The organism is Streptomyces sp. NPDC025273, assembly GCF_040638585.1.
Classification (GTDB): Bacteria; Actinomycetota; Actinomycetes; order Streptomycetales; family Streptomycetaceae; genus Streptomyces; species Streptomyces cinereorectus.
Genome location: NZ_JBEZYP010000015.1, coordinates 125,518 through 138,626, shown reverse-complemented (window position 1 = coordinate 138,626; position 13,109 = coordinate 125,518). Strand labels below are relative to the sequence as shown.

11 protein-coding genes and 1 pseudogene are annotated in these 13,109 nt (G+C 69.4%); 5 read left to right on the top strand and 7 right to left on the bottom strand.

Annotated features, from left to right (window positions below; all coding sequences use genetic code 11):
• Window positions 1-230 precede the first annotated feature (230 nt).
• From AB0F38_RS23775 to AB0F38_RS23760, 4 genes and pseudogenes are all read left to right on the top strand, one after another.
• Entirely contained in the window at window positions 231-479 is a 249-nt protein-coding gene (locus AB0F38_RS23775) for a hypothetical protein (RefSeq protein WP_361896816.1), read from the top strand.
• Window positions 476-877, top strand: a complete 402-nt coding sequence (locus AB0F38_RS23770) for a DNA-binding protein (protein ID WP_361896813.1) — start codon at window positions 476-478, stop codon at window positions 875-877. Before AB0F38_RS23775 ends, AB0F38_RS23770 begins: the two co-directional genes overlap by 4 nt.
• Before the next feature lie 313 nt (window positions 878-1,190).
• A pseudogene (locus AB0F38_RS23765) lies at window positions 1,191-1,616 on the top strand (transcriptional regulator).
• Window positions 1,617-1,878: 262 nt separating this feature from the next.
• Entirely contained in the window at window positions 1,879-2,040 is a 162-nt protein-coding gene (locus tag AB0F38_RS23760; protein WP_361896890.1) for a LuxR C-terminal-related transcriptional regulator, read from the top strand.
• 351 nt (window positions 2,041-2,391) lie between these two features.
• Here AB0F38_RS23760 and AB0F38_RS23755 read toward each other — a convergent pair whose 3' ends face one another.
• From AB0F38_RS23755 to AB0F38_RS23740, 4 genes are all read right to left on the bottom strand, one after another.
• A complete protein-coding gene (locus tag AB0F38_RS23755; RefSeq protein WP_361896810.1) occupies window positions 2,392-2,991 on the bottom strand; it encodes a hypothetical protein in 600 nt (199 codons plus the stop codon).
• Between the two features lie 485 nt (window positions 2,992-3,476).
• Window positions 3,477-4,283: a DUF1963 domain-containing protein gene (locus AB0F38_RS23750; protein ID WP_361896807.1), complete on the bottom strand. Its 807-nt coding sequence runs from the start codon at window positions 4,281-4,283 to the stop codon at window positions 3,477-3,479.
• A 339-nt stretch (window positions 4,284-4,622) separates the two neighbouring features.
• A complete protein-coding gene (locus AB0F38_RS23745; protein ID WP_361896804.1) occupies window positions 4,623-5,498 on the bottom strand; it encodes a DUF4394 domain-containing protein in 876 nt (291 codons plus the stop codon).
• Between the two features lie 477 nt (window positions 5,499-5,975).
• Complete coding sequence (locus tag AB0F38_RS23740) at window positions 5,976-7,553, bottom strand: cryptochrome/photolyase family protein (protein ID WP_361896801.1); 1,578 nt, start codon at window positions 7,551-7,553, stop codon at window positions 5,976-5,978.
• Window positions 7,554-7,958: 405 nt separating this feature from the next.
• On the opposite strand from AB0F38_RS23740, the gene AB0F38_RS23735 reads away from it, so the two are divergent.
• The gene (locus AB0F38_RS23735; RefSeq protein ID WP_361896798.1) at window positions 7,959-9,137 is read left to right on the top strand and encodes a spore photoproduct lyase family protein; all 1,179 of its coding nucleotides are present in this window, start codon (window positions 7,959-7,961) and stop codon (window positions 9,135-9,137) included.
• Window positions 9,138-9,361: 224 nt separating this feature from the next.
• Here AB0F38_RS23735 and AB0F38_RS23730 read toward each other — a convergent pair whose 3' ends face one another.
• From AB0F38_RS23730 to AB0F38_RS23720, 3 genes are all read right to left on the bottom strand, one after another.
• Window positions 9,362-10,558 (bottom strand): HTTM domain-containing protein, encoded by a 1,197-nt coding sequence (locus AB0F38_RS23730; RefSeq protein WP_361896795.1) that lies wholly within the window; start codon window positions 10,556-10,558, stop codon window positions 9,362-9,364.
• Window positions 10,548-11,105, bottom strand: coding sequence for a DUF5819 family protein (locus AB0F38_RS23725; RefSeq protein ID WP_361896793.1), 558 nt, complete (start codon window positions 11,103-11,105; stop codon window positions 10,548-10,550). Before AB0F38_RS23725 ends, AB0F38_RS23730 begins: the two co-directional genes overlap by 11 nt.
• A gap of 313 nt (window positions 11,106-11,418) precedes the next feature.
• Window positions 11,419-12,756, bottom strand: a complete 1,338-nt coding sequence (locus AB0F38_RS23720; RefSeq protein ID WP_361896790.1) for an ice-binding family protein — start codon at window positions 12,754-12,756, stop codon at window positions 11,419-11,421.
• Between the last annotated feature and the right edge of the window lie 353 nt (window positions 12,757-13,109).

Here is a 13,109-nt window from a genome sequence, read left to right as displayed (position 1 = left end):
TGCCATAAGGACCCTCGGGCGTGCCAGGTTGGACCTCGGGTGCCTCATGGGTAGCCGACCGAGGACGGGGACAGGAAACATCCCCTCCTGCTCACCCGCACGAGTCCTGCGATCACCGATGAGCAGCTTCCAGTCCGGGGAAGACAGGGGCGACCCGATGGACATCACGGAGAGTGGCGATTGACAGCAAGACGCAAGCCTTTGCACGCATACTCCAGTATGCTTGCCACATGTCCTCGACGACTCGCATCACCGTCACGCTCCCCATCGATCAGGTGGCGGAGCTCCGCAAGCTGACGGACAACGTCTCCGGCTATGTAGCGGAAGCCGTCGCCCGCCAGATTCGGCACCAGCTCCTGGGCGACGACCTTCGTCGGCACGAGGAAGAGCACGGTGGCTTCAGCACCGAGGAGCTCGCCGAGGCCCACGCGAAGATCTTCGGCGGCGCCGGCTCCTCCAAGGGCGCGGACGCCGCGTGAGCGAGCGCATCGAGACCGTTGTCCTGGACTCGGAAGGGCTCTCCGCCTGGATCGCGCAGGATCGCAAGTTGCTCGCGATGTTGCAGGTCTTCCACGACATGGGAGCCGACATCGTGATCGGGGCGAACACCATCGTGGAAGTCAGCCACTCCCGTACGAACATCCCCCGCCTGAACTGGGCGCTGTCCCGCATCAAGGTAGAACCGGTCACCGAGCAAGCAGCCAAAGGGGCAGCGGAGCTCCTCAAAGGCGCCGGGCTGCACGGACACGAGTACGCCATCGACGCCACGGTCGCCGAGGTCGCGCTCCGCCAGCCGAAACCCGCCGCCCTGCTGACCTCCGACAGCGACGACATGGCCAAGCTCTGCGGCAGCCAGGTCCGCATCATCCCTCTCTGACCCTCCAGCCCACCCGGAGCATGAACCTCAACAGGTTCTGGTGCACTGCCGCCACCCGTGCCCAGCGGAGCGGACAACAGCGGTCAAGGCCGGTGCCCAGAGGCCACGCCAGCCTTGTCCACCCCGGCCAAACGTGCAGGCCAGAGCTTCTTCGCCTTCTCAAGGACCGCTGATTCCCAAGCTCAGAGCGCGAGTTCGCTTCCCGTCACCCGCTCCATGAAAAAGTCCCAGGCCAACGGCCGGGGGCTTATTCGTATGCAGCCTCGTCACCGTCCGGTCGGCCCCCGGCGGCCTCTCCCTGGATAATCGGGGTATGGCATCACAGCCCAGCCTTTCCGATCTCCGCCGTGCCAAGTTCGCCCGGCGCGCGCCCGCAGCGCTCTCCGAGCTCGTCGGCCCCGAGCACGGCACAGTGAGCCTGCCACTCCACCTGGCGTGGTCGGGGCTGACCACTTTCGACCTCGACCAGCCCTGATTGCGGATGAGCTACTACCGCATCGTCCTGGCCGAGGGCCAGCATGACGATCTGATCCGGTACCTCAATCGCGGGCTTCTCATCAGCCTGTGGCCCACCCTGCGCACGCTGATCAGCCGTGATGTCCGTGAAGTCTGGGAACGTTCCTTCGACGAGTTGGCTCACAGCGCCCAGGCCGTACGACCGTCCTCATCGGCCTCGACCGGGCGGACGCCGTCCGGCTGGCCGCGGACGGCGACCCGAACACCGCCGCGGACCTCCTGACGGGTGCGGCCGCCCGCTTCGCGGGGGCGGACCTGCCGCTGGAAACAGGGCCGCACCCTGGTTCACCTCGCCCGGGTGGGGCGCCGGCTGCGCCGCAGGGCCCCCGCCCAGGCCGCCCTGCGTCCGGCCGGGGAGATCTTCGCCCGGTTCGGGAGCCAGGCCCTGGCTCGACCTCACCGCCGCCGAACCCGCCGTCCCGCGCGACGAACGCCGTACCGCGGCGGGCAAGTCACCGGCAGCGCCGCCCCTCACCGAGGCGGAGCTGCGCCTGGCCCGGCTCGTCTGCGAAGGCGCCGGCAACCAGGAGGCCGCGGCCCGCCTGTTCCTCAGCGTCAAGACCGTCGAGGCCCGCCTGACCCGGATCCACCAGAAGCTCGGCGTCCGCTCCCGTGCCCGGCTCGCCGCAGCTCTGCGGCACTCGTAGGCCGACTGCGGCGCGACGCTCTCCGCGCGCCTGTCACGTGTCCCCGGAGCCGCGGGTCGGGTCTCTGGCCTGCGTTTCGTGAAACCCTAACTGTCGGCGCCTTGAGTCGTGGACACCTCTGCCCGTCACGGCGAACTCCAGGCCCATCCCTTCCCGCGGCCAGGACGGTCCGGACCGTCACCGCGGAATCCAACGCCCGCCCACGCAGAACGCTCGGCTGGGAGACTCCGGCCGAGCGTCTGACTGGACTGCTGAGCGACTGCCGCTTGATCAGCGGGCTGCCACGTTCTCTTGAATTCGCCACCGGGAGGGGGCTTGCGCCTCCGGCGTTGCCTCTAGGCTGCCATCAGGTCAGATCGTCGGTGTGTCATCGACGATCTCCTTGTGCGGTTCGACGATGAACTTCCAGCCCTCGCTGGGCTCCAGGAACCGCACGCGGGTCGGGTAGATGTCCAGGGCGCGGCGGTCGCGATTCTGACTGCTCGTGTTCTTCCGCCCCCGAACCGGCTCCTCGTACAGATCGACCTTGACGTCCGGCACCGCGGCGATTTCCTCGCTCCAGCGCTGAACGACTCCCGCGCCGAACGCGTCCCGCGCGGCGGCGTAGAGCGACTCCAGGGACTCCTTGTTCCCGTTGGGCACGAAGAGGGCGAGGTTCAGGAGGACGCCGGCACTCTGGAGAACCTCGATTTCCTCCCCCGCCTGGTCGGCAATCCAGATACCGCCCTCTTCAGCGTTGCCCGGAAGGACGTGAATTTCCTCACCGAAGATCGTCCTCGCGGTGAAGGAACCTCCCTCGAAATTCTTACCCGGCTCCGTGAGGAAAGCCGGGGCATAGCAGTCGAGAGGAAGGCCGTCCATCCCTGCCGAGACGAAGATGCCGTCCTGGAGACCCAGGCCTGCAATCTCCTCGACCGCAAGACGTCGAGCCGTAACCTTCTCAGTGTTCACGCCATTCCCCTTTTAATCGTGGCGCCCTGTGAATTCATTATGACTCTACCATGAAAATGATCATCCACTTCCCATTGCACCGGCCCTCGCGCCCACGATGGCACCGGCCGACCCTCCGAGCAATTCCTTCCGGGAGGGCAGCGGACGACCCCTCCGCCATCACAGGAGAAACGCAGCACTCGTACAGAAATGCGGCGATACCCAAAAGATGACATCTCGCATCGACGGTGTTTCCACCCACCCCTTCGGTCATCGAAGTCGGCCCGACTTCCGACGTGAGGACCGCGCATAGAGACGCACCGCGGATAAAGGCAGCACAGCGAACCGTGCATAACCGGGCGACAACCCCCATCGAACCGAATCGGGTGGGTTTTCCGTTTTCAGCCACATGCCGACAATGATGAATCACTATGCAGATTTCTGCGATTACGGAGGGTGCGCAGCAGTCTCTGCCGGTTTCGAGATCATATCTCCGCCCCGGCCTGTCAGTGGCAGTCGAAGCGCCAGTCCCACGGAAGGCCGGGGCACTGGCGGCAATGAAAGAAGTAGACGCCGCCGCAGTCGCCCAGCTGTATGTCGCCGGTGATGGTCAGGAGGTGTTCCATGCGGTGTCCGCTCTCGCAGCTCGGCCAGTCGGCAGGCTGCGTCCAGGCGGGCCAGCCGCCTACCTTCGTCCCGATGATGTTGGAGTCGGGTGGCCACATGGAGCCGCCCGTCGGCAGGCGGAGACGAGGCTCCCAGGTCTCCCACATGTCCTTGGGCAGATCGCGCCACGCCGGACAGTCCTCCGCGACGGTCGGGGACAGCGTGGACGGTGCCGGCATGTGGTCCTCGTCGTACTCCCCCTCGCTCACCCTGGGGATCTCGGACAGCAGCCCTGCAGCCACCACCTCCCCCTCGTTGCGCCAGTACAGCCGGGGCATCACGGGCCCGGGATCCTGCTCATGTGTCAGCGCGCACCACACGAGCTGCAGCAGATCCTTCCCGTCCGGGAACTTCAGCCCCGGCACATCCCGCGCGAACAGCTGGAGGATCGGCACCATCGGCACCGCTCCCGGGACGATCTCGGTGCGGTTGCGCCAGTCGGGCCCGTACGTCCAGTGGTCTTCCTGCGCGCAGTACGGCCACGGCTCGTCCGCGGGCCACAGCGGCTGGCCTCCCAGCGAGCTCTCCCGCACGCCGGGGTCGCCGGGCTCCGGGTTGAGGAGGGTGGTTTCCCGGGCAAGGCCCGCGTACTCCGGTATCAGGGTGCGCAGATCCTTCGCGGGCGGCTCGGGGGTGTCTCCGGGCATCGTGGCTCCTCACGCGTACAAGATCGACGAAACGCTGCGGGCACGCTAGTACGTGCCACCGACAACCCGGGACGGCGACGACCGCCATCGGGAGCGGTCGGAGAGTGACGAGGTGTGCGGCCGGGGGGGGGGGGGGGGGGGCCCCCCCCCCCCCCCCGGGGGGGGGGGCGGGGGGGGTGTGGGGGGGGGGGGGGCGGGGGCGCGCCCGGCGGGCCCCCCCGGCCGCGCCCCCGCCCCGGGGCCGGCGCGCCCCCCCTGGGGGGGGGTGGGTTGTGGCGGGGGGGGGGGGGGGGGGGGGGGGGGGCCCGCCCCCCCCCCCGCCGGCCTGGTCGCTGTCCCTCAGTTCTGGTTCAGGGGGAGCGCGACGTCGACGACCTGGCGTCCCACCGGGAACGAGCCCAGGAGGTCGGTCTCGCCGTCGAGGACGTTCACCTGGAAGAACCGCTGCTCGCCTCCGATGGACAGAGCCGCATATCCGCGGTTGGAGCCGTCGGAGGTCCGGTAGTAGATGTCGAACCCGGCGGACGGGCCCACGTTCACACCGAGGGTGCCCGTGGGCGCGAGGGTGCCGGAGTTCGCCGGGGACTGGAGCGAGACGCGGTCGTTCACGGTGTCGATGTCGAACAGGGTGGTGGCCGTCCTCGCGTCGAGGTCGTTGTTGGTGTAGGCGGCGCCGGTGACGCCGAGGGCGGTCGACGGGGGCATGGTCGGGTTGGTGAGCGTGCCGTCGACGGTCGTGGTGCGCGGGGCGGCCGGGTCGTCGATGTTGTGGCGCAGGTTCTGGCCGGTGTCGCTGATGACGCGCAAGCGGTTGGCGGCGGGGTTGAAGTCGACGCCGAAGTGCGCACCGGCGAGGGCGACGGTGAGCTGCGACACCTTGGCCGCCTCGGCGTCGCTGTTCACGGTGTAGACGCCGCCCTTGTCACCGACGCCGTACAGCTTGCCGTTCTGGACGCGGAAGTCGATCCCGACGAGCTTCTTGTCGCCCTTCAGTCCAGCGATCCGGCCGAACGACCAGGTGTCGCCCGGATTCGTGACGTGGAAGCCGACCAGGCGCTGGGTCGAGGTCAGCCCGACACCGACCAGCCCGTTGCCGGCCACACGGCCACGGGGCGAGAACGGCTCGGGTTCACCGGCGTCGGCCGCCGCGAAGGCAGGAGCGATCAGGGACGCAGCGACCACCGCGACGGCGATGGCTGCAACACGAGTACGCATGAGAGGAACTCCGCTCGGTCAACGGCCCGCACCCAGGAGGGGAGCGGGTCCTCAGATGCTTCGACACAGCCCCCGGCACGGACGGGTCCTCCAGCCAGAACACCCTGGACGGCCCATATAAGTCGTACCGACACGCTCACGCAGGGAGCAGCCCACGACGCCGGTCGCACGCGGGCCTGCCCAGCACCTCTCCGGCCGCTGCGGCCCGGCTTCGCGTGCGTCCGCAGGCGGACGGACCACCGAGGTCCACGGTGGATCCGCGCAGCACCTGACGTGGCGGACTCCGGACTGATCGTGGCCGTCCGAGTCGAGTGCTCACTGATCGCACCGGCAGCGCGGGCGCCGAGCGGCCGCTCCAGGGGCATTAGACCAGTTCAGAGCGTTCTCGACTGCCGGAGGAGCCGTTCGTTCCCGAGATCTCCTGCCTCCGGAACGGACAGCGAATCACAGCACTGAGTGCGCGTCCGTAGAAGATCATCAGGGCGGTGAGCCGCCCCGCTGTGCCGTCGCTTCGAGGAGCTCCGGCAGGTCCTCGAGCCGGTCGAGGCCCTGCACGGCGCGGGCGGTCCGGTGGTTGGCGGCGAGGCGGGCGCGGTGGCGGTGGAGGAAGGCCCAGTAGCCGGCGGTGTAGGGGCAGGCGCCCTCACCGGTGCGGTGGCTGGGGCGGTAGGCGCAGGGGCCGCACAGGTCGCTCATCTTGTTGATGTAGGCGCCGCCGGAGGTGTAGGGCTTGGTCGTCATCATGCCGCCGTCGGCGTACTGGGACATTCCGACGACATTGGGGAGCATGACCCAGTCGTAACCGTCCACGAAGCAGCGGTGGAACCAGTCGGTGACGGCCGCCGGGTCCCAGCCGTCCTGGAGGGCGCGGCTGCCGAGCACCATCAGGCGGGGGATGTGGTGGGTCCAGCCGGTGTTCCGTACCTGGGCGAGAACCGTGGACAGGCAGTTGGCGGTGACCGCGTCGGCGTCCAGGTCGAGGAACCAGTCCGGCAGGGGGGTGGTGTGGTGCAGTGCGTTGCGGTGTCGGTAGTCCTCGCCGAAGTGCCAGTACAGATGCCAGACGTACTCGCGCCAGCCGGCGATCTGCCGGACGAAGCCCTCGACGCTGTTGAGGGGCGCGTCGCCGGCCCGGTACGCCCGCTCGGCGCGCTCCACACATTCGGCCGGGTCCAGGAGACCGAGGTTCAGTGGTGCGGAGAGGAGGCTGTGACTCATCACCGGGTCGGCCGCGAGCATGGCGTCCTCGTAGCGGCCGAAGTCCGGAAGGCGGTGGGAGACGAAGTGCCGCAGCGCGGACAGCGCCTCGCGCCGGGTGGCGGGGAAGCGCCTGGGCCCGTCGACGCCGACGAAGGAGACGTCGCCGTCGCGCTCCCAGCGGTCGAGGTCGCGGCGGACCTCCTCGTCGATCTCGTCCTCGCTCGGCTGCCACGGGGCCCGGACGCCGAGGGTGTCCTGCCCGCGCGGCGGGCGTTCGCGGTTCTCGTGATCGAGGTTCCACTGACCACCGGCCGGGTCGTCGCCGTTCATGAGCAGGTCGTGCCGCCCTCGCACCCAGCGGTAGAAGCCCTCCAGCCGCAGGGCCTGTCCCTTGCTTCGGCCCGCCCACTCGGCGAAGTCGTCGTGGCTCACCATGAAGCCCTTCGCCGGCAGGATCTCCACGTCCTCCAGCCCACCGACGAAGTCCAGCGCCCGGCGCGAGGTGGGGTGGCGGACCGTCAGCCGGCCACCGGCGCCGCCGCGCTCCCGTGAGGGGCTCGCTCCCCGCTCATGGGTGTCCGGCCGACGCACTGCCCGTGACCCGAGGGCCCGCTCCAGGCCTTCCGCGTAGGTCTCGGCCCGGACATAGGTGACCCGGTCGCCGAGTTCGGCGGCACGGTGCCGCATCGCCGAAAGGATCAGATGGGCCTTGGCACGGTGGAAACGGCGTCGGCGCAGGACCGAGCGCGCCTCGATCATGACCACCGGCGCCTGTGCGTCGGGGCCATCGCGGCGCGGATCGAGGAAGTGCGGACCGAGCTGGTCCCCGAACAGCCAGTGGGGGCGTGGCGCCATGGAGTACCGCCTCTCACGTCCGGTTCGCGGGTGCGGCACCGAGGCGGCGCCGTGACCGGGCGGGGCACGTCGAAGACCGGTCGCCGGGAAGTGGCCGGCGCGTCGCGCGGTGCCACGCGGTGACGGGCCGGACGACCGCTCGGCCGATGCTGCCAGCCTTCACCGGTCTCCGCCCGCCGACACTCCGCCCGGCCGGCGCGACGGAGTACCGTTGCCGACGACGGCTCCCGACGCGCGGCACCCGCAGCACCGGGTGTCGTGCGACCGGCCGGGGGTCCGCCCCCGCCTTCTGCCACGACCTCGCCGCCTCCCCCGCAGGGCCGGGTCCGTCCCCGGCGGACCGGCCGGGCCACCGGTACCCACGTGCCCGGGCGTCCGGATCGTCACAGGACCAGGAGCAGTGCCGTGAACCAGCTTCCGGGCGGATCCGCCCCCGAGGGGCCCGAGCAGCAGGCTCTCTTCGGCTGGGAGGACACCGCGCCCGCCGCTCCGCGGGACGGTGGCGGCTTCCGGGACGGTCCACGGGCCAGGCGGATGCTGAACGTACGGGAGGTGTACGCGGAACCGGCCGCGCTCGCTTCCCCGCGTGGCCGACAGATCCTGGCGAGGCTGCCCGGAGTGCCCGTCACCGAGGTGGCCGGCCACTGGCGCATTCCGTCCCTCCACGGCAACGACGGCAACATCGCCCGCTGGACCCGTATCAAGACCGAGACCCTGGTCCTGGGTGTCAGGAAGAGCCTCGTCACGCGCCCCAACGGCAGGTCGGCCGACTGGATCGCCCCCGGCGCCTCCAACGGCTGCGCCATGGCCTGCGCCTACTGCTACGTCCCACGCCGCAAGGGCTACGCCAACCCGATCACGCTGTTCACCAACATCGAGGCGATCATCGCCCACGTACGGCGCCACGTCCGGGCGCAGGGCCCCAAACCGGAGCCCAACCAGTGCGACCCGCGGTCCTGGGTGTACGACGTGGGCGAGAACGGCGACTGCTCCGTCGACGCCCTGATCTGCGACAACACGGCAGACCTCATCGCCGCGTTCCGCGGACTGCCCACCGCAAAGGCGTCGTTCGCCACCAAGTTCGTCAACCCTGACCTGCTCACGCTGGACCCGCGGGGCCGCACCCGGGTGCGCTTCTCGGTGATGCCCGCGGACGACTCACGCCTGCTGGACCTCCGCACCAGCCCGGTCGCGGAGCGCATCGCCGCGGCGGCCGACTTCCTCGACGCGGGGTACGAGGTCCACTTCAACCTCTCCCCCGTCGTGCTGCGCCCCGGATGGCAGCGGGACTGGGCCGACCTGCTCGTCCAGCTCGACGACGTCCTCCCCGACCGGGTGAAGGAGCAGGCGGCCGCCGAGATCATCATGCTGACCCACAACCAGCGGCTCCACGAGGTCAACCTGGGCTGGCACCCCCGGGCCGAGGAGGTCCTGTGGCAGCCGGCCGCGCAGGAGACGAAACGATCGGAGAACGGCGCCCGCAACATCCGCTACGCCCGCGAGGTCAAGCACCAGGCCCTCGTCCGCCTGCGGGAGCTGATCACGACCCACGCACCGTGGCTGCGCATCCGGTACGCCTTCTGAGTACCCGGAACCCAGGGCTCCCCCCGCGCACCGGAGGCCCTTCGGAGCGGATGCGGTGCGCCTGATGAACCCGTGCACCGAGATCGGCCACCACCGCGGGTCCCCACGGACATCACCTCCTGCCGGGCAGGGGAGGAGGTGATCCGGCAAAGGGCTCGTTCCGCTCGCTCACACCGGTGGCGGGGAAGCCGTCGACTGCGGTGCCAGAAGTGGCCGGGACGCTCTCAGCGCGGGTCGGGCGCCAACCGGTCACTGCACGCGTCGGCAGGCTGCCCGGCGCCGGGCAGGCCACCCCTGAGCTGGGGAGGAACCGACCGCACCCCTGCCCCTCCCGGGGGAGCCGGCCGTCGCAGACCCGTTCGTCCGGCCATTCTCCGGACCGTACGGGCCAGGAATTCGTAGAAGCGGTCAGGGAGGAACGCGGCGTCCGCAATGATCATGGCCCCGGAGAAGAGGGGGAGCCCCATGAGCACCGCGATGCCGATGTGCATGCCCAGCAGCATCCCCAGAACCGGGTACTTCAGCCTGCCGAACAGCACGAACGGGAACGCGACCTGCAGCAGCACCGTGAGGTAGCTGGCGATCGCGATCACGGTCGGGTACTGGTCCACCAGATGCGAAAGCGCCGGCCAGGGCTGGAAGAGATCGAGGTTCAGCACGTAGTGGAGAGCGGTGCCCCCGCCCCAGGAAGCGCCCTGCACCTTGTACAGGCCGGCTGCTCCGTAGAGCAGACAGACCTGCGCCGCGATGACGAAGAGGGCGCAGTTGTGCGTCACCGTCGTCAACGTGACTCGTGCGTCTCCCCACGGTCGTGGCCCCCGGCTTCTCACGCGTGCCGACGCGCCCGGTCGCGCGGCGGCTCGTCGGGTTCTGCGCGCGTCCAGCGACCAGCGTCGACCGCAGGCGGTGAAGACGAGGTAGACGGCCATCAGCAGGATGAGGTTGTCTCCCCCGTCCGTCATGAAGATCGCTCTCGCGTGGAACGAGATCACCACCACGGCGAAGAGGACGGACAGGACGCGGGTCCGCCAGCCCAGCATGAAGAGTGCCGACGTCAGGAGGGCGGCCCCGTAGCAGAGTTCGAAGTAGAGACGGCTGTCGGACAGGGTCAGGACGCTGTTCCAGCCCGACTGGTCGAAGAGCTGTCCCGCCAGCTCGGGTGTCCACGGCGAGCCGGGTCCCCAGATCTCGTCACGGTGCGGGAACTCGCGCACGAGGAAGGCGAGGTACAGCAGTCCGTACCCGATGCGCAGAACCGCGGCCGCGTACAAGGACACCGGCCGTTCCGTCACACGTGCCCAGAGCGCGCCGGCTCGGCAGGACAGCCACCGGCCCGGCCCGGCATCCACGGTCTTCTGTCCCGCCGGCCGTTCCTGGTCCACGGCCGGGGACGGGAGCGGGGGGATCTGCTCAGTTCCCATGGGGGGTCACCTTCCACCAGGGCAGGAGCCGGTTCTCGACCGGGACGGGCGGACGGTCGGCAGCCGCTGTGCCGGGCGCGGCGATCGGCAGCGTTTCGACACGAAGCTGTACGAACTCGAACGTGCCGCCGTTGTGGTCGGCGAAGCGGTCGGAGGCGATGTTGCGCAGGTACTGCTGCATCATCACGGCGCGTTCCGAGCGCGCCTCGTCGTCTCCGCCGTGCAGTTCGACGTAGGTGGTCCAGGCACGACGCAACAGGTTCTGCGTCGTGTGGCTCGGAAATGCGTTGTGCTCGACTGCCGAGGAATCCACGGCCGCCAGGTCGAACCAGCCACTCACCCGGACCGATCCGTCGGGGGCCGTATGTGAGGTTCTTGCCAGAATGCGCCGGTTGGCGGAGTCAGGATCCGGGGCGAACAAACGCCAGTTCTGCTCGAACAGGGGGTACACCCACGCATTCACCTGAGGGCTGTACCGCTTCGAGATGGGGTTCGCGGGTGCCACGTGGAGGAAGACCATGGCGACATGCGTCAGGGCTGTCGCCATACACATGAGCACGATGAGGGACAGACCCGCGTGCAGGACCCGCGCTCCCCCGGAACGGTCGCGGAGCACGGCCTCTCCCTCATGGACGTCGCCGGGCGGGCCGATATCGGACCGTTGCACCTGTTCCGTGTCCACCGTCTGCATTCCGCCCGACACCGCCCACCCAGTTCTTCTCATGTCAACTCTCGCGTCCATGCCATTGCCGGGAATGGCACTGACGGCATGCGGCAGAATTCGGATTCCGCCGCATGCCGTCAGGCTTTCATTCCACCATCACGTCATTCCGTGAGCAGCCTCGGTGCGTTTCCGAGACCTAGCCCGCGTGGGCTTCGGGGTTGCCCTGCTCGTCAGGCTTGTCCCCGTAGCCGTGGTGCTCGCCGGGCTTGTCGCCGTGCTCCGGCTTGCCCTCGGGACCGTGGCCCGGCTTGCCCTCGGGACCGTGGCCCGGCTTGCCCTCGGGACCGTGCCCGGGCTTGCCCTCGGGACCGTGGCCCGGCTTGCCCTCGTGCCCATGGTCAGGACCGCCTCCGTGGCCCGGTCCTTCGCCATGTCCCGGTCCACCGTGGCCCGGTCCGCCGTGGCCGGGCCCTTCGCCAGGTCCTTCGCCGTGGCCGGGTCCGCCGTGGCCGGGTCCGCCGCCGGGTCCGCCGGGCTGGCCACCATTACCACCAGTGACATTCCCCGCGGTCACGGCTCCGGTCGTGTTGCCCGCGACGTTCCCGGACGTGTTGCCGGAGATGTTGCCGGACGTACCGCCGGTCACCGTGCCCGCGATCGACCCGCCGAGGAGGCCGCCCCCGGTCGAGACCCCGCCGAGGACACCGCCCAGCACACCCGTGGTGGTGCCCGTGGTGGTACCGGTCGTGGTTCCGGTCGTGGTTCCGGTCGTGGTTCCGCCGGTGGTCGTGGGCGCGCACGTACCGGGGAAGATCCGGTTGGTGTCGAGGGTCACGGCACCGTTACGGGCCAGCGCACGGCCCTGGATGTTCGTCCCCGTCGTCACGCTGATCGAGGTCAGAGCCATGATCGTGCCGACGAAGGTGGAGGTCGTGCCGAGCGTGGCCGAGCTACCGATCTGCCAGTACACGTTGCAGGCGGAGGCGCCGTTCGTGAGGAGCACCCGGCTGGACGATGCCGTGGTGAGGGCTTCGGGGATCTGGAACACCCAGACCGCGTTGGGGTCTCCCCCGGCGTCCAGGACCAGGTCGCCTGTCAGGCCCACGCCCGAGACGGCGGTGTGAACGCCCGGCAGCAGCGTGTCACCGTTGCCGATGCCCGCCGGAAGCGCGAAATCCGTGGCCTGGCTCGCCGCGTTGTTGTACGCCACGACCAAGTCGCTCTTCGCCTGCAGTGCCACGGCGTCCGCGGAGTGCACGGCGCCGAGCACCTGCCCGGGCGGGAAGCCCGTGATGGCCGTCCCCGGGCTCACACCGAGGTCCTGGCTGATGACCGAGGGCCCGGTATTGGTGATCTCCGAACCTGCCAGCACGGAGAAGGAGGCGGCCGTACCCAGCGGCACGGGGGTTGCGATGGCAAGGGCCTGGGTCGGCGTCACCGCGACCATGACGCCGGCAATGGTTGCGGCGAGGCCCGAGGCGAGCCAGCCGGACAAAGCACGACGGCGAGCCAGTTGGGGAATCTTCAGCTTCATCGAGAGGCCATTTCCTATGGGAGGGATCCACGGCATACCGGGGCCTACCAAATCGCCCGGGAAGCCTTCACGTTTGTCGCTACAGGTTATTCAGAATCCGCCACGCCTCGGAGGAAGCCGTTCACCGTCACCGCGAATCCGTCAGGCTGACACAGAAAATAATCTTCATTGCACACAATTGACTATATGAACATTCACTCGAATGCGGCGCTCAAGCGACCCGGGGAAGCTGTCCCTCGCCACGAATGGGGTACCCGGATGACGGACCCCACCACCGTCCAGGTGACATCACGGAACCGCCGCGGTATCGGCGTGGCGGGGCCGTTGGTCCGGTGGTCTCGACGAGGCGATTG